General features: G+C 60.9%; 20 protein-coding genes and 1 tRNA gene. 6 read left to right on the top strand and 15 right to left on the bottom strand.

Annotated elements, in window-relative coordinates:
* Positions 1-300: 300 nt before the first annotated feature.
* Both AC07RZ_RS04660 and AC07RZ_RS04655 read right to left on the bottom strand, forming a co-directional pair.
* Complete coding sequence (locus AC07RZ_RS04660) at positions 301-699, bottom strand: GlcG/HbpS family heme-binding protein (protein WP_494667077.1); 399 nt, start codon at positions 697-699, stop codon at positions 301-303.
* Positions 692-1468, bottom strand: coding sequence for an SDR family oxidoreductase (locus AC07RZ_RS04655; RefSeq protein WP_494667076.1), 777 nt, complete (start codon positions 1466-1468; stop codon positions 692-694). The genes AC07RZ_RS04660 and AC07RZ_RS04655 overlap by 8 nt, the downstream gene beginning before the upstream one ends.
* 283 nt (positions 1469-1751) lie before the next feature.
* Between AC07RZ_RS04655 and AC07RZ_RS04650 the strand changes: the two genes are divergently transcribed.
* Positions 1752-2672, top strand: a complete 921-nt coding sequence (locus AC07RZ_RS04650) for a LysR family transcriptional regulator (protein ID WP_494667075.1) — start codon at positions 1752-1754, stop codon at positions 2670-2672.
* A 73-nt stretch (positions 2673-2745) separates the two neighbouring features.
* Here the strand turns inward: AC07RZ_RS04650 and AC07RZ_RS04645 are convergent, their stop codons facing one another.
* The 3 genes from AC07RZ_RS04645 to AC07RZ_RS04635 form a co-directional block, all read right to left on the bottom strand.
* Positions 2746-3318, bottom strand: a complete 573-nt coding sequence (locus AC07RZ_RS04645) for a nuclear transport factor 2 family protein (protein WP_494667074.1) — start codon at positions 3316-3318, stop codon at positions 2746-2748.
* A 91-nt stretch (positions 3319-3409) separates the two neighbouring features.
* Entirely contained in the window at positions 3410-4279 is an 870-nt protein-coding gene (locus AC07RZ_RS04640) for an SDR family NAD(P)-dependent oxidoreductase (protein ID WP_494667073.1), read from the bottom strand.
* Between the two features lie 54 nt (positions 4280-4333).
* Positions 4334-4513 (bottom strand): hypothetical protein, encoded by a 180-nt coding sequence (locus tag AC07RZ_RS04635; RefSeq protein ID WP_494667072.1) that lies wholly within the window; start codon positions 4511-4513, stop codon positions 4334-4336.
* Positions 4514-4734: 221 nt separating this feature from the next.
* Here AC07RZ_RS04635 and AC07RZ_RS04630 point away from each other — a divergent pair, with 221 nt between their 5' ends.
* Positions 4735-5601 (top strand): LysR family transcriptional regulator, encoded by an 867-nt coding sequence (locus AC07RZ_RS04630; protein WP_494667071.1) that lies wholly within the window; start codon positions 4735-4737, stop codon positions 5599-5601.
* A gap of 137 nt (positions 5602-5738) precedes the next feature.
* Here AC07RZ_RS04630 and AC07RZ_RS04625 read toward each other — a convergent pair.
* The 10 genes from AC07RZ_RS04625 to AC07RZ_RS04580 form a co-directional block, all read right to left on the bottom strand.
* Positions 5739-5828: transfer RNA gene (locus AC07RZ_RS04625), tRNA-Ser, on the bottom strand.
* Positions 5829-5972: 144 nt separating this feature from the next.
* Entirely contained in the window at positions 5973-7277 is a 1305-nt protein-coding gene (gene serS / locus AC07RZ_RS04620; protein ID WP_092393503.1) for a serine--tRNA ligase, read from the bottom strand.
* Positions 7278-7443: 166 nt separating this feature from the next.
* On the bottom strand, positions 7444-9084 hold the full coding sequence (locus AC07RZ_RS04615; RefSeq protein ID WP_494667070.1) for an ABC transporter substrate-binding protein: 1641 nt from the start codon (positions 9082-9084) through the stop codon (positions 7444-7446).
* An 11-nt stretch (positions 9085-9095) separates the two neighbouring features.
* Positions 9096-10100, bottom strand: a complete 1005-nt coding sequence (locus AC07RZ_RS04610) for a peptide ABC transporter ATP-binding protein (protein WP_494667069.1) — start codon at positions 10098-10100, stop codon at positions 9096-9098.
* Positions 10097-11134, bottom strand: coding sequence for an oligopeptide/dipeptide ABC transporter ATP-binding protein (locus AC07RZ_RS04605; protein ID WP_494667068.1), 1038 nt, complete (start codon positions 11132-11134; stop codon positions 10097-10099). The genes AC07RZ_RS04610 and AC07RZ_RS04605 overlap by 4 nt, the downstream gene beginning before the upstream one ends.
* 9 nt (positions 11135-11143) lie before the next feature.
* Positions 11144-12076, bottom strand: coding sequence for an ABC transporter permease subunit (locus AC07RZ_RS04600; protein ID WP_494667067.1), 933 nt, complete (start codon positions 12074-12076; stop codon positions 11144-11146).
* Positions 12073-13083: an ABC transporter permease subunit gene (locus tag AC07RZ_RS04595; protein ID WP_494667066.1), complete on the bottom strand. Its 1011-nt coding sequence runs from the start codon at positions 13081-13083 to the stop codon at positions 12073-12075. The genes AC07RZ_RS04600 and AC07RZ_RS04595 overlap by 4 nt, the downstream gene beginning before the upstream one ends.
* Before the next feature lie 120 nt (positions 13084-13203).
* A complete protein-coding gene (locus AC07RZ_RS04590) occupies positions 13204-14811 on the bottom strand; it encodes an ABC transporter substrate-binding protein (protein ID WP_494667065.1) in 1608 nt (535 codons plus the stop codon).
* A gap of 108 nt (positions 14812-14919) precedes the next feature.
* Positions 14920-16311, bottom strand: coding sequence for an aminopeptidase P family protein (locus AC07RZ_RS04585; protein WP_494667064.1), 1392 nt, complete (start codon positions 16309-16311; stop codon positions 14920-14922).
* Between the two features lie 173 nt (positions 16312-16484).
* Positions 16485-17099 (bottom strand): helix-turn-helix domain-containing protein, encoded by a 615-nt coding sequence (locus AC07RZ_RS04580; protein ID WP_494667063.1) that lies wholly within the window; start codon positions 17097-17099, stop codon positions 16485-16487.
* A 395-nt stretch (positions 17100-17494) separates the two neighbouring features.
* Here AC07RZ_RS04580 and AC07RZ_RS04575 point away from each other — a divergent pair, with 395 nt between their 5' ends.
* Genes AC07RZ_RS04575 through AC07RZ_RS04560 form a run of 4 tightly spaced genes read left to right on the top strand, consistent with a single transcriptional unit; the run spans position 17495 to position 21111 of the window.
* Complete coding sequence (locus AC07RZ_RS04575) at positions 17495-18331, top strand: transporter substrate-binding domain-containing protein (protein ID WP_494667062.1); 837 nt, start codon at positions 17495-17497, stop codon at positions 18329-18331.
* A 14-nt stretch (positions 18332-18345) separates the two neighbouring features.
* Complete coding sequence (locus AC07RZ_RS04570; RefSeq protein ID WP_494667061.1) at positions 18346-19014, top strand: amino acid ABC transporter permease; 669 nt, start codon at positions 18346-18348, stop codon at positions 19012-19014.
* A 14-nt stretch (positions 19015-19028) separates the two neighbouring features.
* Complete coding sequence (locus AC07RZ_RS04565; protein ID WP_494667060.1) at positions 19029-19787, top strand: amino acid ABC transporter ATP-binding protein; 759 nt, start codon at positions 19029-19031, stop codon at positions 19785-19787.
* A 28-nt stretch (positions 19788-19815) separates the two neighbouring features.
* Complete coding sequence (locus tag AC07RZ_RS04560) at positions 19816-21111, top strand: NAD(P)/FAD-dependent oxidoreductase (protein ID WP_494667059.1); 1296 nt, start codon at positions 19816-19818, stop codon at positions 21109-21111.
* The last annotated feature ends 21 nt before the right edge of the window (positions 21112-21132 follow it).

Genomic DNA, 21132 nt, shown 5'->3' with positions numbered 1-21132 from the left:
GATAGTGCGGCATTGATCGCATCGCCATAAGTACGGGACTGATCGAGCGTGTAAAAATTGGAGGCATTCAGGGCAAATCCCCGCGTGACTTTGTCGCTTCGGTCTTGAGCAACGCCGAAAGTTGAAACGCGTATTTATCGATTGCGCTGGGCGTACACCGATCTGCACAGGATGGCTCGGTGATTGCCGAGCAGAGATAGCGCCGAACGGTGTTTCTGGAGATGCCCAAGTGTCTGGCGGTAGGTGTCGATCATGCTCGTCCACTCTCCCTCGGCGACCGCGGCGAATGCGTGACACGCATCAGGCGGCAGCCGCGCATGCCAGTGCCGCGTCCTGTTCCGGAGTCCCGCCAGACACGCCGAGCGCGCCAATCAGCACGCCATCGCCGTCAAACAGCGGGAGACCGCCTCCCATCAACAGCAGCCCCCCCGCATGAATGTGATCGAAATGCGAAAGTGGCTCGCCCACTTGCAGCGGGGAGTTCAGTGCCTCGCTCGGTGCCTGGAACATCACGGATGTACGCGCCTTGGCGATAGCTAGCTCGTTGGATGCCAGCCACGCGCCGTCCATCCGCGAGAACATCACCAGATGCGCGCCGGTGTCGAGAATCGCGAAGACCGCTTTCAGACCGGCTTCCTTGGCAGCAGCACGGCCCTGAGCTACGATCCGGCACGCGTAGTCGAGTCTCAGATCAGGCATTTTGGGTCCACTCCGTCTCTTGCCACTGCTTCGCCGCATCGATTGTCGCGAGCGGACGCATGGTGCGATACAGATGCTTGTCGGCGGGGATGATCTCAACCATGGCATCGATCATTTCCTGCGGGTCGGCCTGCCCGGCCAAGCTGCCGCCGAAGTCAGGCATCGGTACAACGGCGGAGTCAGCGTCGTACCACTGGACGTAACTCTCGGCACCGGTGTCGTTGAAGCCGGTGCCGAAGACACCGGGGTTGACGGTAGCGACTTTGACGCCGTAGGGTGCGAGCTCGGCCTTCATCGAGCCAGCGATAGCCTCGATCGCGTGCTTGGTTGCGCAGTATGCGCCAAGGAAAGGGACCACCAGGACGCCGCCCATCGACGAGGTCCACACGATCTTCCCAGCCTTGCGGGCCACCATCTTCGGTACGATGGCCTGGACCAGCTGCAGGTGCCCGAACACGTTGATATCGAACGACTCTCGCACCCGCTGCATGGGAATGTCGACCATGGAACCACCCTCCATGACGCCGGCGTTGAGCACCAGCACGTCGGGGTCAAAGGAGCCGGCGTGGGCAATGTCGATAGCGTCGAGCAGGTTCAGCTTGATCACCTCAAGGGTGACCCCCGCCTCGGCGGCGTCGGCGCGCAAGCTGCGAACCTGCGGCCAGGTTTCGGCCGTGGCCACCACCTTGTGGCCGAGACGCGCAAGCTCAATCGCCGCGCCGCGGCCGAAGCCGGAACTAGCGCCTGTGATCAGGATTTTCTGTGACATGGGTACTCCTTATGGTTGGTGGTCAGACTACTTTGTAGAGCATTTGATATAAAAACAATATGACATTCAGAAAGAAACATCGGCTTCGGCGCTGTGGCTGAAGTAAATGTCAACACGCCCCAGAGCGATACAGGACGCCGACAACATCTTCCTCAAGCGATGGGATCGTGACTTTTCCAGGGGTGTAGGTACCGTGTTAAGCCAAGATGGTTCTCCTTTTGATCTTGTCTTAATTCTATGGGATCATCATTATTGATACTATCTCGTTAAATTTTATACACTGATGAATGAATTTCACCAATTAAAAGGTCACGATCTCTTCGCCATGACTGTGTTCCTGTCAGCGGCAAAGAATCGCAGCTTTCGCGCAACGGCCATCGAATTTGATGTAACACCCTCGGCGATCAGTCATTCGATCAGAAACCTGGAAGAACGCATTGGCGTACGTCTGTTCAACCGGACTACCCGTAGCATCGCATTGACGGATGCGGGAGAACGGCTCGCCGCGAAACTGCGTCATGCGATTGCGTCTGTCGCGGACGCGATGCACGAAGTCGAAGATTTGCGGAATACGCCGAGCGGAACTGTAAGGATCAACGCCAGCGATGTGGCGATACGCATGATCCTGCGACCGATACTCGCAGGCTTCCTGCGCGATCATCCGCTGATGCACCTTGACATTGTCACCGACGGCAGACTTGGCGACATCGTTGCCGAAGGCTTCGACGCCGGCATTCGCCTGGCGGAAGCGGTACCGCAAGACATGGTCGCGGTGCACCTGACAGAAACCGTCAGCTTCGCCGCTGTGGCTTCCCCCGGCTATCTTGCCGCGCACGGCCGGCCACAGGTTCCTCAGGATTTACATCGGCACGATTGCATTTGCTTTCGATTTGACAGCGGCTTGATCTATCGCTGGGAATTTGAACGCCATGGCATCGTCGAAACAATTGACGTCAAAGGGCCGCTCACCCTGACCGATCAGGTATTGATGGTGGATGCCGCCATCGACGGCATCGGGATCGCGTTTATCCCCGATTTCCTGGTTATCGATTCGCTCAAGAGCGGCATACTCGAACGCGTCCTGGAGGATTGGTGCCCCGCATTTCCTGGCGTCTGCCTCTACTACCCTGGGCATCGGCACGTTTCGGCGGGCTTACGCGCGCTAATCAATGCAATCAAACATTTCCCCCTCCCTGCTCGCTGAGTTGCCGGATCCGTGCTCCCACTCCGAAGAGCTTGCCCGTGATCCTGAAGGCAATCTCCGCGCCGCCTCTATGTCAGAACATGCCTTGCGAATTGGCGCGGGGGATATTCGGGCTGGCCCAGGGAGCCGAATTTTTCGGATCGCCGACAACCTGCAGCGTGTCCCAATGCTCAACAGCCTTTCCTTCGGCGTTCATCTTGTAGATATCGACGCCAGCGACCCCAGTGTCGTTGGGGTCATCCGTGAGCAGGTTAACAAAATTCACATGCGCAAACACGTAATCCCCGACGGCGATGATCTTGTGAACAACAACATGAGCACTTGGGTGCGCCGATTTGACGCTGGCGAAATATTTGCCAAGTGCCACGGAGCCGTCAGCAATCAACGGATTGTGCTGGACATAACCTGGAACAAGAAACCTGGCCGTGCCTTCTTCCGCCCTGTTCTCATTGATCATCATTTGATAGAGCGTGAGAACGTTGTTGACGTTGCGAACGGCATGCTTATCGCGCGAATCGACCAGCACGATATCGGCTTTCGCTTGAGCATCCTTAGCCTGTGCGGTTTGAGGCGAGACGAGCATGGCAGCATTGATCGCAAAAACAGCAGCCCAGAGTCCTCGATGAAGGGTGTTATTGAGAGTCATTTCATTTCTCCTTCGTTGTTTAAAAGTGCTCAGGACGGTCGAGGCCGAGAAGCTTCGACTGCCTCGTAAAATGTGGATCTGCCGGATGACTCTAATCCAGGCCGACAACGTGGAGGCGCAGCGCATCCAGTTCAGCGTAGGATTTCTCTCGTGCGGCCCGTAGCATTTCGGCGGCGTCATCACCTACCGGAGCCAGGCTCGGCGCAGGCACCTGCTCGGCCAGCTCGATCACGCGTGCGGCGGCCGAGGCGGAGTCGAGACCGCTGTTTTGCATGGCGTTGAGCGTAGTCGCGAACGTGCCGAAGGACTGTCCGTACAGTTCGCGTTGTCCGGACGTCATTTCATCGGCGACGCGTGCAAGCGCCGCTGCGGTTTTCGCCGGCCCGCCTGTTCTCATATTGCCCGCAGCCGCTATGACGACATCTATCCCAAAGGACTTCAGTTCGGCGCGGTAGACGTCCGCAAACACCTCCATGGCCGCCTTCGACGCGCCAGACGGCCCATTGAAGGGGAGCGGTACGCTCGCCGTCCAGGTGCTGACCTGGACGATGCGGCCGCGCGTCTTGCGCAGTGCCGGCAGGAAGGCATTCATGACTGAAAGGGCGCCGAAAACATTGACGTCGAACTCGCGCCGGATAGCGTCAAGCGACAAAACTTCAATCGGTCCCGGGGTAAGAATGCCTGCGTTGTTGATCAAGAGATCAAGGCCGGCATTGCCGAGCGCATCGGACACATTGCCGGCCCATGCTTTCACGGCCTCTTCTTTGGTCATGTCGCAGACAGTCAGGCTGACGCGCCCGCCCGAGGCGTCCTTCAAATCCTGCACTTCTGCTATCGACATGGCCGTGCCAAAAACGTTATAGCCTTTGGCGGCAAGTCCGAGTGCGATATCTCGACCGAGGCCGCCACCGGCCCCGGTAACCGCCGCAGATCGGCCTGACTGTTTGGTTGGGAGTGTCATCGTACGTATCCTTTCGATTTGAAGTAAAGATTTGTCTTTTGTGGCAAGTGCCAATCAGTCGGCGAAGGGATAGGTCGCCGTTGGTCGGCGCAAGCGGAATGCCGAGTTGTAGAACGCGACGGCCCCTACGATCGGCAGCTCGTGTGCCGCGGAGAAAACGGAGGCTCCGGTAAAGGTCAGCGAACCGCCGCCCGACCAGATTTCGCCAGCGAAGAATTCCAGCGCCGATGGCACGGATTCGCATACGGCAAATGGCGCTTCGCATTCAGCCAGCCGATGTCCAGACTCCCTATCTCTGCAAAAGGTCGGTGCTCGATCATGGGGCGGACTCCCGGACTCGTGAATCAGCGTTAGGCAAGGATCCTTGTCCTCCAACGAAACCAAGGATATCGTTCCTATATATAGTGTGCTAGTGTTGATTTTTGGTAATCTGTGTCGCAAAAAATGGAACACACATGCTAGATATTGAAGACCTGCAAACCTTTGTTGAGGTTGCCGACTCTGGTGGCGTTTCATCGGCGGCCCGGCGCCTCGGCGTTTCCAAGTCCATCGTCAGTCGGCGGCTGTTCCGGCTGGAAGCGGATCTCGGCGTCCAACTCCTCGCCCGAACGACCCGTGGCGCCGCGCTCACGGAGGCAGGTGTCACGTTCCGCGAGCACGCCGCGCGGATTTGCGCCGAGATCGACGTTGCGCGAGAAACGATCCTGCCCGCAGGCGATCTGCGCGGCAATCTGCGGATCGCAGCGCCACTGTCATTCGGCACGACACATCTGGCGCCAGTGCTGGCAGAGTTGGCACGGAGGCATCCGCTCCTCCATGTGCATACTTGCTACAGCGATCATTTCGTCGACATCGTTGGAGAAGGTTTCGACTGTGCCGTTCGGGTGGGTTACCTGAACGACTCCAATCTGATCGCGCGGCGCATCGGGCCGATCTGGGGAAGGCTCGTCGCCAGCCCTGGCTACATCAAGGAGCATGGAGCTCCGGACACGCCTGACGAACTCCACACACACCAGATCCTCATGCAAGGCACCGAGACATGGCGTTTCATCGACGGCGATAAGACGATCGCCGTCCATCCTCAGGGCCGCTTCAAGGCGGACAACGGAGCAGCCCTTGCGGCGGCCGCCGTCGCAGGGCTCGGCATAGCCGCACTACCGGATTTTTTGACTGAAAAGGCTGTGGCGTCAGGCGCGCTGGTTCCCGTGATGAGTCGCTACCCGCTCCCCGAAGCCGGCATCTTCGTCGTTCGGCCGCCAGGGCGCCACCCCGCGCGAAAGATACGGGTCCTCACTGAATTATTGATTGAACATTTCGGATGAATTACGGGCAGTCAGGACCAGCCAATAGACACATACGCAATGCGAACAAAACAGAGGGAATTCAATTTGTGCTGATTTGATAGTTGAAATGAAAAACCCCTTGATTTATCAATAAAATCAAGGGGTCTTCAGTGTTTTGGCGGAGAGGGTGGGATTCGAACCCACGGTACGATTTAACGTACGCTTGATTTCGAGTCAAGTACATTCGACCACTCTGCCACCTCTCCGGTTTTCGGTCGACTTGCTGTGTTTAATGCAGCAAAGCGCAAGATTATAGCAGACTCTTTTTGACTATGGAATGACTTTTTATTCAAGCCATTCCACTGCCGGATCCAGCGTTTGAACAATGCAAAATAGCCCTGTCAAATCAATTACTTAGCGCTCAACCTGGTGATGCCGCCCATGTACGGATGCAGCACCGCGGGGATCTCCACGCTGCCGTCCGCCTGCTGGAAGTTCTCCAGTATCGCCACCAGCGTCCGTCCGACCGCCAGGCCGGAACCGTTCAGGGTGTGCACCAGTTCGGTCTTGCCCTGCGCATTGCGGAATCGCGCTTGCATGCGGCGCGCCTGGAATGCCTCGAAGTTGGAGACAGAGGAAATTTCGCGGTAGGTGTTTTGCGCCGGCAGCCATACTTCCAGGTCATAGGTCTTGGCTGAGCCGAAACCGATATCGCCGGTGCACAAGGACACCACGCGATACGGCAGGCCGAGCTTCTTCAGGATGTTTTCTGCGTGGCCGACCATTTCCTCCAGCACTTCATAGGATTTTTCCGGATGCACGATCTGCACCATTTCGACCTTGTCGAACTGGTGCTGGCGGATCATGCCGCGCGTGTCGCGGCCATAGCTGCCGGCTTCCGAGCGGAAGCACGGCGAATGCGCAACCATCTTGAGCGGCAGCGTGTCGCCGGCGAGGATTTCGTCGCGCACGATATTGGTCAGCGGCACTTCCGCCGTCGGGATCAGGTACAGCGCCGCGGCGTCGGCGGCCTGCTCGCCTTCCTGGCCGCCCTTCTTGACCGCAAACAGGTCTTCTTCAAATTTTGGCAGCTGGCCGGTGCCGCGCAGCGAATCGGCGTTTACGATGTAAGGCGTATAGCACTCGGTGTAGCCGTGCTCGGCGGTTTGCGTATCGAGCATGAACTGGCCCAGCGCGCGGTGCAGGCGGGCGATGCCGCCCTTCATGACGGAAAAGCGCGAGCCGGTGATCTTGGCGGCGACGTCGAAATCCAGGCCGAGCGCGGCGCCGACATCGACGTGGTCGCGTGCTTCGAAATCGAAGCTGCGCGGCGTGCCGACTTTGCGCACCTCGACATTGCCGGCTTCATCGGCGCCGACCGGCACCGATTCGTGCGGCAGGTTCGGGACCGCCAGCAAGAATGCGCTGACCTGTTCCTGCACCTGGTCGAGCCGGGTTGCCGACGCCTTCAATTCATCGCCGATGCCGGCGACTTCAGCCATCACGGCGGAGGCGTCTTCGCCCTTGCCTTTCAGCATGCCGATCTGCTTGGACAGCGAATTGCGCTGGCCCTGCAGCTCTTCGGTACGGGTCTGGATTTGCTTGCGTTCGGCTTCCAAGGCGTTGAAGCTATTGACGTCGAGCTTGAATTTGCGCGTGGCCAGGCGGTCGGCGGCGCTAGCGATGTCTTTGCGAAGAAGTTGGATGTCGATCATGGACTTGGAATAGATAGGGGAAGGAATAAGCTGCCATTGTACCAAGCCCGGCCAGTCCCCGGCCAGCCAATCTCAGCGGCCGGGATTGCAATATGCACAATAACCCGGCAGTCGGTACGGAACAAGGCATTGCGCCCTGCCGCTGTACAGCGGCAATACGGCAACTTTACTTGCCGAGGTCGACCTTGCTGAAATCATGCAGCGCGAACGCCGACATCTTGAAGCCGATCACCTGCTTGCGGATCGGCGTATGCGTCAGCGAGTGCGCCAGCGGTATCCATGGCGCTTCTTCATGCACCATCGCCTGCGCTTGCTGATACAGCTTGGCGCGCTCATCCTGCTTCGGCGTCAGCTTGGCTTTCTGGATCAATGCCTCGAAATTCTTGTCGCACCAGCGCGCGGTGTTGCCGCCGCTGCGCACCGATTCGCAGCCCAGCAAGGTTGCAAGGAAATTGTCGGGATCGCCGTTGTCGCCCGACCAGCCGAACATCATCGCCTGCTGGACACCCTGCTTGCTGCGCTTCAGGTACTCGGTCCATTCGTAGGTGGCGAGCGTGGCCTTGACGCCGATCTTTGCCCAGTCGGCCTGGATCAGCTCGGCCATGCGCTTGCCGTCCGGATTGTAGGGACGGGTCACCGGCAGGTACCACAGTTCGACCGCGACGCCGTTGGGATAACCGGCCTTGGCCAGCAAAGCCTTGGCCTTGGCCGGATCGTAGGCATAATCCTGGATCTTGTTGTCGTAAGACCAGAGCGTGGGCGGGATCGGATTCTTGGCGACCTGGCCGGCGCCCTGGTACACCGTCTTCAGGATCGTCTGCTTGTCGGTGGCCAGGTTCAGGGCTTGCCGCACCAGCTTGTTGTCGAACGGCTTTTTCTCGACATTGAACGAGATATAACCGACGTTCAAGCCTTCCTTGCTCAGCAGGGTGATGGCCGGATCGACTTTCATCAGTTCGATGTCGGCCGGCTTGGGAAACGCCATCACCTGGCATTCATTGGCCTTCAGCTTGGCGTAACGCACCGAGGCGTCCGGCGTGATCGCAAAAACCAGGTTGTCCAGCTTCGGCCGGCCGTCCCAATAGGCGTCGAAAGCCTTGTAGCGGATCACCGCGTCCTTTTGGTAGGACACGAACTGGAACGGGCCGGTGCCGACAGGCTCGCGGTCGATCACCTCGGGCGTGCCTGCCGCCTTCATCTTGTCGGCATATTCGGCCGACAGGATAGAGGCGAAGTCCATGCCGAGGTTGGCGATGAACGGCGCTTCCGGATGCTTGAGCTTGAAGACCACGGTGTAGGCGTCGGCCTTGCTGACCTTGTCGACGATCTTGTCCATGCCCATGTCGAGGAAATAGCTGAAGCTGGCGCCGGTAGCAAGCTGATGGAACGGGTGGCTGGCGTCGGCCATGCGGTTGAACGAGAACAGCACGTCGTCGGCGTTGAAATCGCGGGTCGGCTTGAACCTGGCGCTGCTGTGGAACTTGACACCCTTGCGCAGTTTGAAGGTGTAGGTCAGGCCGTCATCCGACACCGTCCAGGATTCCGCCAGCGCCGGGACGATCTTGGTGGTGCCCAGTTCAAACGCCACCAGGCGGTTGTACAAAGGCACCGAGGACGCATCGAAAGTGGTGCCGGTAGTAAACAGCTGCGGATTGAATCCCTCCGGGCTGCCTTCCGAGCAAAACACCAGCGTCTTGGCCGCGAACGCGATATTGGCCGTGCCGCACAGCAGCGCGGCCGCGCCGATTGCCGCCGCCAGTTTCAGCTTCTTACCCCGCTTCGCGCCCTGCTTCCTTGCCTTTAGCATGCCATGTCCTGTCAATGAATTTCTTCCACCCGGTGGCATGCCACCATGCTGCCGCCAAACTCGCGCAAGACCGGTACTTCCTGCCGGCAGCGTTCGACCGCATACGGGCAACGGTTGTTGAAACTGCAGCCCGGCGGCGGCGCCAGCGGCGACGGCAGTTCGCCCGGCAGCATCATCTTTTGCTGGCGCTGGGCCGGATCGATGCGCGGGGTGCTGGCCAGTAGCGCCCGGGTATAGGGATGCAGCGGCCGGCTGAACACCTGCTGCTTGCTGCCGTGCTCCACGGTTTTACCAAGGTACATCACCAGCACGTCGTCGGCGATATGCTCGACCACCGACAGGTTATGCGAGATGAACAGGTAGGCAACGCCGCTGGCCTGCTGCAGGTCCATCAGCAGGTTCAGCACCTGCGCCTGGATCGAGACGTCGAGCGCGGATACAGGTTCATCGGCGACGATCACCTTCGGATCCAGCATCAGCGCGCGCGCAATCGCCACCCGTTGCCGCTGGCCGCCGGAAAACATGTGCGGATAGCGGCTGTAGTGTTCCGGCCGCAGGCCGACCTTGGCCATCATGGCGCGCGCCTTGTCGGCGCGCTCGCCGGCGTTCAGGCCGGTATTGATGATCAGCGGCTCTTCCAGCATCTGCCCGACCTTCTTGCGCGGGTTCAGGCTGGCGTAGGGATTCTGGAACACCATCTGCACCAGCGGCCGCACCCGCTTCAGGGTGGCGCGGTCGGCATCGGCGATATTGGCGCCGTCCATCCACAGCTCGCCGCCGGTAGGCGGTTCGATCATGGTGATCTGGCGCGCCAGGGTCGACTTGCCGCAACCGGATTCGCCCACCACCGCCAGCGTCTTGCCGGGCTGCAGGCTGAACGACACGCCGTCCAGCGCGCGCGCCGTCGCTTTCGGTTTAAACAAGCCTTGCGATACGCTGTAGTGCTTGACCAGGTTTTTTGCTTCCAGCAAGGTGACCGGGTTGGCGATCACGTTCATATTGGCGTTCATCATCATGCGGCCCCACTGCTCAGCGTCAAATCGGGTGTCTTGCGGGATATTTCCGACCAGCCGTTAGTCGGCCGGCCACCCGCATCCAGCGGAAAATGGCAGCGCACCTGCTCATGCGGCGCGCCCGCCAGCTCGGGCCGGACCTGGCTGCAGCGGTCTTGCGCATAGGCGCAGCGCGGGCTCAGCAGGCAGCCGGCGGGCCGGTCGTACTGGCCGGGCACTACGCCGGGAATGGTTTGCAAGCGTGCGCGGCCGATATTGTGTTCCGGCAGCGCCGCCAACAGCGCCTGGGTGTAGGGATGCTTCGGCGCATTGAAGATATCCGGCACGCGACCGGTTTCCACTACCTGCCCGGCGTACATCACCACCACCCGCTGCGCGGTCTGGGCCACCACGCTCAGGTCATGGGTGATCAGCATCAGGGCCATGCCGCGGTCGCGCTGCAGCTGCAGCAGCAATTCCAGCATCTGCGCCTGCACCGTGACGTCCAGCGCCGTGGTCGGTTCGTCGGCGATCAGCAAACGCGGATTGCAGGCGATCGCAATCGCCACCATCACGCGCTGGCTCATGCCGCCGGAAAGCTGGTGCGGGTAGGCGTCCAGGCGCCGTTCCGGGTCGGGAATGTCGACCTGCTTGAGCAGGGCCAGCGCCTTGGCGCGCAATTCCTTGCTGGAGCCGCCCTGGTGCACGCGCAAGGTTTCGATCAACTGGTACGCCACCGTAAAAGACGGGTTGAGGCTGGTCATCGGATCCTGGAAGATCATGGCGATGTCCTTGCCCAGCATGCCGCGCCTTTCCTTTTCAGGCATCTTCAGCAGGTCGCGGCCGTCGAACGCCATGCGCTCGCCCTTGACCCGGCCCGGGTAGTCGATCAGCCCCATCAGCGCCAGCGAGGTGACGCTCTTGCCGGAACCGGATTCGCCGACGATGCCGACCACTTCGCCGGCTTCGATGCTCAGGTCGAGGCCGTCGACCGCGGTGAACGGCGATGCTGCCGAGCCGAATTCGACTCGCAGCTGCTTAATTTCCAACAGTGCCATAGTCCTGCCTTATCGTTTCAGTTTGGGGTCGAGCGCATCGCGCAAGCCGTCCCCCATCAGGTTGAACGCCAGTACCGAGATCAGGATCGCCAGGCCGGGGAAAGCCACCACCCACCAGGCGCTCTGGATGAATTCCATGGCGCTGGCCAGCATCGAGCCCCATTCCGGCGTCGGCGGCTGCGCGCCCATGCCGAGGAAACCCAGCGCCGCCGCATCCAGGATGGCGGACGAGAAGCCGAGCGTGGCTTGCACGATCAAGGGCGCCAGGCAGTTGGGCAGGACGCAGTTGAACATGATGCGCAAGGTGCCGGCGCCGGCGATGCGCGAGGCGCTGACATAATCGCGCGACATCTCGCCGATCACCGCGGCGCGCGTCTGCCGCGCATAGTGCGGCAGCATCACGACGGCAATCGCGTACATCGCATTCATCAAACCCGGTCCGAGGATGGCGACCACGGCAATGGCCAGCAGCAGGCTCGGCAAGGCCAGCATGATGTCCATCAGGCGCATGACGGCGACTTCCACCAGGCCGCGGAAATAACCGGCCAGCAGGCCCAGCAGCACGCCGGTGGTGAGCGACAGCGAAATCGACACCAGGCCGATCAGCAGCGACAGCCGCACGCCGTGGATCAGGCGCGACAGCATGTCGCGCCCGACCGGATCGGTGCCAAGCAGGAACTGGCTGCTGCCGCCCGCTTGCCAGACCGGCGGCACCAGGGTCGATTGGCGGAACTGCTCGATCGGCGAATGCGGCGCGATGACGTCGGCGAACAAGGCTGCCAGCACCATGGCGATGATGATGGCAAGGCCGATCACGGCGCCGCGGTTCTGGCTGAAATAACCCCAGAATTCGCGCAGCGGATGCGGCGGCGCGATGGCGCCTGCCTTCGGTGGAGAATCAGTTTGCGGCGCACTGACGGGCGTTGCGTTAACGTTGTTCATGAGCGATGGCGGATACGTGGGTTAATCACGCCGTACAGCAGGTCGACGGCAAGATTGACGAGGATGATGGTGATCGCCGACAGCAGGATGCCGCCCTGCACCACCGGATAATCGCGGCGCTGGATTGCCGCCACCAGCCATTTGCCGATGCCGGGCCAGGAAAAGATGGTTTCCGTCAGGATCGCGCCGGCCAGCAAGGTGCCGACCTGCAGGCCGACCACCGTCACCACCGGGATCAGGGCGTTGCGCAGCGCATGCACCGCCACCACCCGCGCCCGCGACAGCCCTTTGGCGCGCGCGGTGCGTACATAATCCTCGCGCAGGACTTCCAGCATGGCGGAGCGCGTCATGCGCGCAATCACGGCCAGCGGGATGGTGCCGAGGGCGATGGTGGGAAGGATCAGGTGCGACAGCGCGGATTTGAAGGCGCCGCTATCGTCCGACAGCAGGCTGTCGATCAGCATGAAGCCGGTGACCGGCGGCACGTCGAACAGGATATCGATGCGGCCCGAGACCGGGGTCCAGCCCAGGGTCACGGAAAACAGCAGGATCAGCAGCAGCGCCCACCAGAACACCGGCATCGAATAGCCGGTCAGGGAGGCGCCCATCACCGAGTAGTCCAGCACGGTATTGCGTTTCAGGGCGGCCAGTATGCCGGCCGGCAAACCGACGACCAGCGCAAACAGGATGGCGCAGAAAGACAGTTCCAGCGTCGCCGGAAACAGTGTCTTGAATTCGCTCAGCACTGACGTATGCGTCATGATGGACATGCCCAGGTCGCCCTTGAACAGGTTGCCGAGGTAATTCAGGTATTGCATGTAGATTGGCTGGTCGAGGCCCAGGTCGTGCGCCATTTGCGCGTAGCGGGCCGGGTCCATGCCGCGTTCGCCGGTCATGGCTTCGACGGCGTTGCCTGGTATGAGGTGTATCAGTAAAAACACCAGCAGCGTGATGCCGAGGAAGGTCGGGATGACCAAACCGACACGGCGCAGGAGAAATCCAAACATTGGCGTTACCTGTTCGATGAAAGATGACAGCAACAGTGCTGTCTGATGCTAGCGGTAAATTTAAGCCGCTCGCTACTTCGTATAGCGAGCGGCTTAATCAGAACAAAACCACGGCCTGGCTTACTTGGCCAGGTCGACCTTCTCGAAGTGGTGATGGGCGAACACGGCCATCTTGAAGCCGATCACTTCCTTGCGCACCGGCGTGAAGCGCACCGAGTGGGCCAGGTCAATCCATGGCGCTTCGTCATGCAGGATCACCTGGGCCTGTTCGTACAGCTTGGCGCGTTCGTCCTGCTTCGGCGTCAGCTTGGCTTTCTGGATCAGCGCTTCGTAGTCCTTGTTGCACCAGCGCGCGGTATTGCCGCCGCCCTTGACGCCTTCGCAGCCCAGCAGCGGCGCGAAGAAATTGTCAGGATCGCCGTTGTCGCCGGACCAGCCGAACATCATCGAATGCTGGTCGCCCTGCTTGCTGCGCTTCAGGTATTCGGTCCATTCGTAGGTGGTGAGCTTGGTCTTGACGCCGATCTTGGCCCAGTCGGCCTGGATCAGTTCGGCCATGCGCTTGCCGTCGGGGTTGTATGGGCGGGTGACCGGCAGGTACCACATCTCGACTTCGACGCCGTTCGGGTAGCCGGCCTTGGCCAGCAATTCCTTGGCCTTGGCCGGATCGTAGGTGTAATCCTTGATCTTGTCGTTATAACCCCACAGCGTCGGCGGGATCGGGTTCTTGGCTGGGACGCCGGCGCCTTGGTAGACGGTCTTGAGGATGGTCTGCTTGTCGACCGCCATGTTCAGCGCCTGGCGCACCAGCTTGTTGTCGAACGGCTTTTTCTCGACATTGAACGAGATGTAGCCGATGTTCAAGCCGGGCTTGGTCATCATGGTGACGGCCGGATCGGCTTTCATCAATTCGATGTCAGCCGGTTTCGGATACGCCATGACCTGGCACTCGTTGGCCTTGAGCTTGGCGTAACGCACCGAAGCATCGGGGGTGATGGCATAGATCAGGTTGTCCAGCTTCGGCCGGCCGCCCCAGAAAGCGTCGTTGGCCTTGTAACGGATCACCGCGTCTTTTTGATAGGACACGAACTGGAACGGCCCGGTGCCGATAGGCTCGCGGTCGATCACTTCAGGCGTGCCGGCTTTCTTCATGTTGTCGGCATATTCGGCCGACAGGATCGAGGCGAAATCCATGCCGAGGTCGGCGATGAACGGCGCTTCAGGATGCTTCAGCTTGAACACCACGGTGCTGTCGTCGACCTTTTCCACCTTGTCGATGATCTTGTCCATGCCCATGTCCAGGTAGTAGCCGAAGCTCTGGCCGGCGGCCAGCTTGTGGTACGGGTGGCTGGGATCGCCCATGCGGTTGAACGAGAACAGCACGTCGTCGGCGTTGAAATCGCGGGTCGGCTTGAACTTGGCGCTGCTGTGGAACTTGACGCCCTTGCGCAGCTTGAAGGTGTAGGTCAGGCCGTCTTCCGACACGGTCCACGATTCAGCCAGGCCAGGAATCGGCTTGGTGGTGCCCAGCTCGAATTCGACCAGGCGGTTGTACATCGGCACCGACGACGCATCGAAGGTGGTGCCGGTGGTGAACAGCTGCGGGTTAAAGCCCTCCGGGCTGCCCTCCGAGCAGAACACCAGGGTCTTGGCCGCAGCCGCATAACCGGCAGTGGCGCACAGGACAGCGAGCAGCGCCGCCTTGGCGATCAGTTTTCTTTTCATCATAGGTCTCTTTCCTTAGGTTATGGTGAAACTGGCGTATTTAACAATAATTCACGAGAGAAACACAAGCTCAATCAATGTACAACGCATGCCTGCAACTTCCTAGCACCTTCATGCCGCCATCAGCGCTTCGATCTCGGCGCAGGTTTTAGGAATGGCCGGGCCCAGCACCCGCGCCCCGGATCCGGTCACCAGCACATCGTCTTCGATGCGGATGCCGCCAAAATCGATGTGCTCGATGAATTTGCCATAGTTGATCAGTGTGCCGTGGCGCGCCTCCGCCTGCCAGCGCTGGATCAGGGCCGGGATGAAATACATGCCCGGCTCCACCGTCACCACCATGCCTGCCTGCAGCGGCTTGGCCAGGCGCAGGTTGCGCAGGCCGAACAGTTCGCTGCGGCTGACGCTGGCGTCGTAGCCGACCCGGGTCTCGCCCAGGCCTTCCATATCGTGCACATCCAGCCCCAGCTGATGGCCCAGGCCGTGCGGGAAACAGATGGCATAGGCGCCCGATTCCACCACCTGCTCCGGCGTGCCGTTGAAAAACCCGAGCGCCGCCATCGCCGCCGCCATGTGGCGGGCAGCCAGCTTGTGCACTTCCAGGTAAGAGACTCCCGGCCGCATGGCGTCGATGGCGCACTGCTGCGCGGCCAGCACGATGTCGTACAGGCTGCGCTGGCGCTCGCTGAAGCGGCCGCCGACCGGGAAGGTGCGCGTGATGTCGCTGGCGTAACCCAAGGCGCTGGAGGCGCCGGAATCGTTGACCACCAGGTCGCCCGCCTGCAACAGATTCTTGTGGTCGCGGTTATGCAGGATCTCGCCGCTGCGGGAAAAAATCATCGGGTAGGCGTTCTGCAGGTCGTGGCTGCGCATGATGCCTTCCATCGCCGCCACCACCTGGTATTCATAGGCGCCGGCCTTGGCCTGCCGCATGGCGGCCAGGTGCATGTCGCGCGTGACGCCCAGGGCGTTTTCTATTTCTGCGATTTCCTCGTCGCCCTTGATTTCGCGCAAGGCGATCACGGCCGCCATCAGGCTTTCGGAAGCGCCGGCCTTGCATTGCTCGGGAGTGCAATCGAGCAGGCGCGCCAGTTCGAGTACGGTTTCGCCGCGATAAGGCGGCAAGTAATGGATCGTGCGGCCCTGGCGGCGCGCCTGCGCCAGCACGCCGGCCAGCTGCGAGTACGGCTGCGCCGCAGCCACGCCGACCGTTTCGGCGCGCTGCGCAAAGGAAGATGTTTGCGGCCCGACCCAGATCACGTCGTCCAGGCTCGGATCGTCGCCGAACAGTATCTCGCTGCCGGCGTCGATATCGATCAGCGCCGCCAGGTCCGGCTGGCCGAGGCCGAAGAAATAGGAAAACGACGAGTCCTGGCGGAACCAGTAATGGTTATGCAGGTAGTTCATGGAGACGTCGGTATTGCCCGGCAACAGCAGCAGGCCGGAGGAAAACCGCTGTTTCAGCTGCTGCCGGCGCCGGCTGTAGACGGCCGGCTTAAACACGGCGGCCTCGCGCCTGCACGGCGCCGGATATCTGCTTGCTTGGTTCTGGGTACATCGTCACTCCATTCCGCTGTCATTGCCGGCATCGTTGCCGGCCTCTTGCCAGGCGCCTGCAGCCGGGCAATAGATCAATTTGCAATTGCAAAAACCGTGCCACAGGCTTGCCCTGCGCTTCAAAAAAATTCGGTGCCGCGCAATAACCGCTCCTGCTCCTGGCACGCCGGTGATTGCGGACTGTCGAACAGCGCCACGGTGCCGACCCAGATCACTTCCGCCACCCGGTTCTCGTGCGGCAGCGATTCGATGCTGTGCGGGATATTGGCGTCGAAATGCAGGCTGTCGCCGACATTCAGCACATAATTGTCTTTACCTACCGTGTAGCCGACCTGGCCGCTCAGCACGAAGATCATTTCATCGCCTTCGTGCGACACCATTTCCGATTTGTAGCCGGCCGGCATGGTGAACTTCACCGAATGCACCTGGCTGCCGGGGAAGACCGTCGACAGCCGTTCGTACTTGACGCGGCCGCTGGCCACCGAGTACGGCTGCCGCAGGCTGCGGTAGGTGTCCGGCCGCAATTGCACGGGTTGTTTGATCAGGTCGCCGATCGCCACGCCGAGCGCCTTGGCGATCACCACCAGCGAGGTGATGGAAGGACTGGTCTGGCCGCGTTCAAGCTGCGAAATGAAGCCCGCGGTCAATCCGGTTTCGGCCGCGACTTGCACCAGCGTCTTCTTGATAGCATGACGCCGCGCGCGGATCGAACTCCCCAGCTGTGGCATTTCCATTGTTCCTGTCTCCGGCCTGTACCTGGTCGTACCTGCTGTATCTGCGGTATTTGCTATTTATTACTTCAATATCGGACAACGCAAGGCGTTGGCCCAAGAGTAACTTTTTAATATTCAGCGCCAGCGCCGCGGCCGGCATCGCAGCCGCGCTGTCGCCGGTCAGGCGTCGGAAATTATAGTCACACTACAATTTGAGTCAAGGATCTTTTTCAGATTATCTTAGTACACGGATAAAACATGGATAAGAAGGCCGGCGGCGACGGGCCTTGATCTTGCTTATGGATGCGGAGCGGCAAGCGCATTTTCGGATGACTTTCAGCTGCAAACGGGGTATTTTCAGATACGCCCTTTTTCAGATACACCCTTTTCAGCCAATCCTCCTTCAGAAGGCAGACATGCAAATCAATCGACGCAATTTCATCGCCCAGACCATTGCCATCGGCTCGCTGGCCGCAGTCGGCCCGGCGTTTTCGCAGGAACCGGAATCGACCGCCGCCAGGATCAAGCGCACCGGCAAGCTGCGCATGGGCGCCATCAACGGCGCTTCGCCGTATTTCACCAAGGACCTGGCAAGCGGCGAATGGCGGGGTTTCATGGTGGACCTGGGGCGCGACCTTGCCAAATATCTCAAGGTCGAGGCCGAGTGGGTGGAAACAACCTGGGGCAATGCCGTGCTCGACGTCCAGACCAACAAGATCGATTGCCAGCTCGGCATGGCGCCCTCGCCGGCGCGGCGCGAAGTGGTCGACTTTTCCGTCCCCATTTTCCAGAACTACAACACGGTCGTCGCCAGGAAGGGGTTTAACTTTGAACGCTGGGAGCAGCTCAATTCGCCTGCCGTCAAGGTTGCGGTGGATGTCGGCTCCAGCCACGACCAGCTGGTCACCAGGATATTGCCGAAGGCTACCGTGCTGCGGTTTGAAACTTCGGCTGCCGCCACCATGGCGCTGCAATCCGGCCGCGTCGATTGCCAGGTGCTGGTGATCCTCCTGTCGACCGCCTTGCTGACCAAGCTGCCCAACATCGGCCATATCGTATTCCCGTCTCCCGATGAAACCAACCCGACCAATGTCGGCATCCGCAAGCAGACCGACCAGGCATTCACCAAATCGGTGAATGCCTGGCTGGAAGAAGCCAGGGCCTCAGGCAAAGTGAAAAGCACCATCATTTCCAATATGCAAACCCTGGTCGGCGTACCTCCGACCGCTTTTCCACCCCAGGTTCACTTTTAAGCTGTGAGGCAGGCATGTACCAGTGGGATTTCCATACGCTTTGGCAGTACAGGAACATCATTTTCATAGGCTTTGGCTACACGTTAGGCTACACCGTCATCGTCGTCGTATTGGGGTTGCTGGTCGGATTGATTACAGGCTTGTGCCGGCTGTCGCCGAAGGCATGGATATCGGGACCGTTCCGGGCATACGTGGAACTGTTCAGGTGCACGCCGGTGCTGGTGCAGCTGATCTGGTTCTATTACGCGCTGCCGATCCTGACCGGCATCGAACTGACGCCCGGCATGGCGGCGGTGCTGTCGTTGACCTTGTACGGCGGCGCCTTCTACTCCGAAATCATCCGCGGCGGCGTGATTTCCATCGATGCCGGGCAGTCCGAGGCCGGCATGGCATTGGGCATGACCCAGTTCCAGCTGATGCGGCGCGTGGTGCTGCCGCAGGCATTCAAGCGCATGACGCCGCCCCTGGTCAGCCAGTCCATCATGCAGCTGAAGAACACCTCGCTGCTGTCGGTGCTGGCGGTGCCCGACCTGCTCTACCAGGGCCAGATCATCGCCCACGATACCTATCGCCCGCTGGAAATCTATTCGCTGATCGCCGTCCTGTATTTCATCATCTTGCTGCCGGCAACGATCCTGGCCAAGCGGCTTGAAGTAAAAATGTCCGACGGACGGGAGGCGTGACAATGGACGGCGCAATGATTTCCATCAGCAACCTGAAGAAATGTTTCGGCGATAACGTTGTCCTGAAAGATATCTCCCTGCAGGTCAGCAAAGGTTCCGTGGTCGCGATGATCGGCCCCTCCGGCTCCGGCAAGTCGACCCTGCTACGCTGCATCAACCTGCTCACGGTCCCCGACTCCGGCGTAGTCGATGTCGGCGGCCAGTCGATCGTCTTCGACGGCAAGAAGACGGCGCTGCCGAAAGCGCGCGACCTGGCCAAATTCCGCTCCAAGACCGGCATGGTGTTCCAGCACTTCAACCTGTTTCCGCACATGACCGTGCAGCAGAATGTGATGGAAGGCATGGTGACGGTGCTGAAGATACCGAAACAGGAAGCGCGCGCCGCAGCCGACGCCCTGCTGCAGCGGGTTGGCCTGGGCGATCGCGCGGATGCCTATCCCGGCATGCTGTCGGGCGGACAAAAGCAGCGCGTCGCGATCGCCAGGGCGTTGGCCATGAAGCCCGACGTGATGCTGTTCGACGAAGCGACTTCCGCGCTCGATCCTGAACTGGTGGGCGAAGTGCTGAACGTCATCCGGTCGCTGGCGGCGGACGGCATGACCATGATCCTGGTGACGCATGAAATCGCGTTTGCCAAGGAAGTCGCCGACCAGGTGATTTTCATGCGCGACGGCGTCGTGGTCGAATCCGGGCCGCCAGCTGTCGTCATCGACAATCCGGCACAGGAAGCGACACGCAGCTTCCTGTCGCGCTTCAAGAATAGCGGGGGCTGAGTGCAGCGCCCGGCCCCGAGGAAACAGCTTGAATCCCATTGAAAACCGGCCCGCGAAGCTGCCCACCCCCTTGCGCGTGGTGGTCATCGGCGCCGGCATTGTCGGCGCTGCCTGCGCCATCGAGTTGCTGCGCGACGGCCACCATGTCACCCTGCTTGATCCAGGCGAACCGGGCGGCACCCAGGCCGCCAGCTACGGCAACGCCGCATGGCTGAGCCCGGCTTCGGTGGTGCCGATGTCGATGCCCGGCCTATGGAAAAAACTGCCCAAGTATCTTTTCGACAAAAACAGCCCCTTGACCATCCGCTGGAGCGCCCTGCCGTCGCTGCTGCCCTGGCTGACCAGGTTCGTCTGGGCCGGCGCCAGCGTGGCCCGTGTCGAAGCCACCGCGCGCGCACTGTCCGCCCTGCTCCACGACGCGCCGTCACGGCACCGCGCGTTGGCGCAGGAAGCCGGGGTGCCGGAGCTGATAGTGAGCCGCGGCCTGCTGTATGCCTATCCCGATCGCGCCGCCTTCGAGGCGGAAGCGCTGGCCTGGCGTTTGCGGCGCGACAATGCGGTGCGCTGGAAGGAGCTGGAGGCGCCGGCGATACGCGAACTGGTTCCCGCGCTCGACCACCGCTATCAATTCGCCATCCTGGTCGAGCAAGGCGCCAACTGCGTCGACCCGGGCGCCTATGTGGCAGCGTTGGTGCGCCACGCGCAAAGCCAGGGAGCCGTCCTGCAGCGCGCCACGGCGACCGGGTTCGCCCTGCAAGGCGGCCGCCTGCGCGCCGTCCTTACCGATCGCGGCGAACTCGCCTGCGAGCGTGCCGTCATCGCGGCCGGCATTCACTCCAAGCTCCTGGCCAGGTCGGTGGGCGACAAGGTCTGCATGGAAAGCGAGCGCGGCTATCATATCGTCCTCGAAAATCCGCCGGTCGAACTGGCATTGCCGGTCATGCCGGCGGACGCCAAGACCGGCAACACATCGACCCTGGGCGGCCTGCGCATTGCCGGCCAGGTGGAACTGACCAGGCTGCAGGCGGAGCCGGACTGGCGCCGCGCCGACACCTTGCTGCGCCACGCCGCGGCAACCTATCCGGCGCTCGCCGCGTCAATCGGGACTGCCGCCGTCCAGCGCTGGATGGGACACCGGCCATCCACCACCGATGGCCGCCCGGTGCTTGGTCCGGCATCCGGCTGCCAGGACGTGATCCATGCGTTCGGACATGGCCATGTCGGCCTGGCGTCGGGACCGGTTTCAGGCCGGCTGGTGGCCGACCTCATATCAGGCCGGCCAACTGTGGTCGATCCGGCGCCGTATTCGGTGACACGCTTCTAGCTTAAACTTGCATTAAATTAA

The sequence above is a fragment of the Collimonas sp. GW821-FHT07E08 genome, from assembly GCF_059418905.1.
The sequence above is the reverse complement of the archived record's forward strand: the minus strand, read 5'-3'. Positions and strand labels throughout refer to the sequence as shown.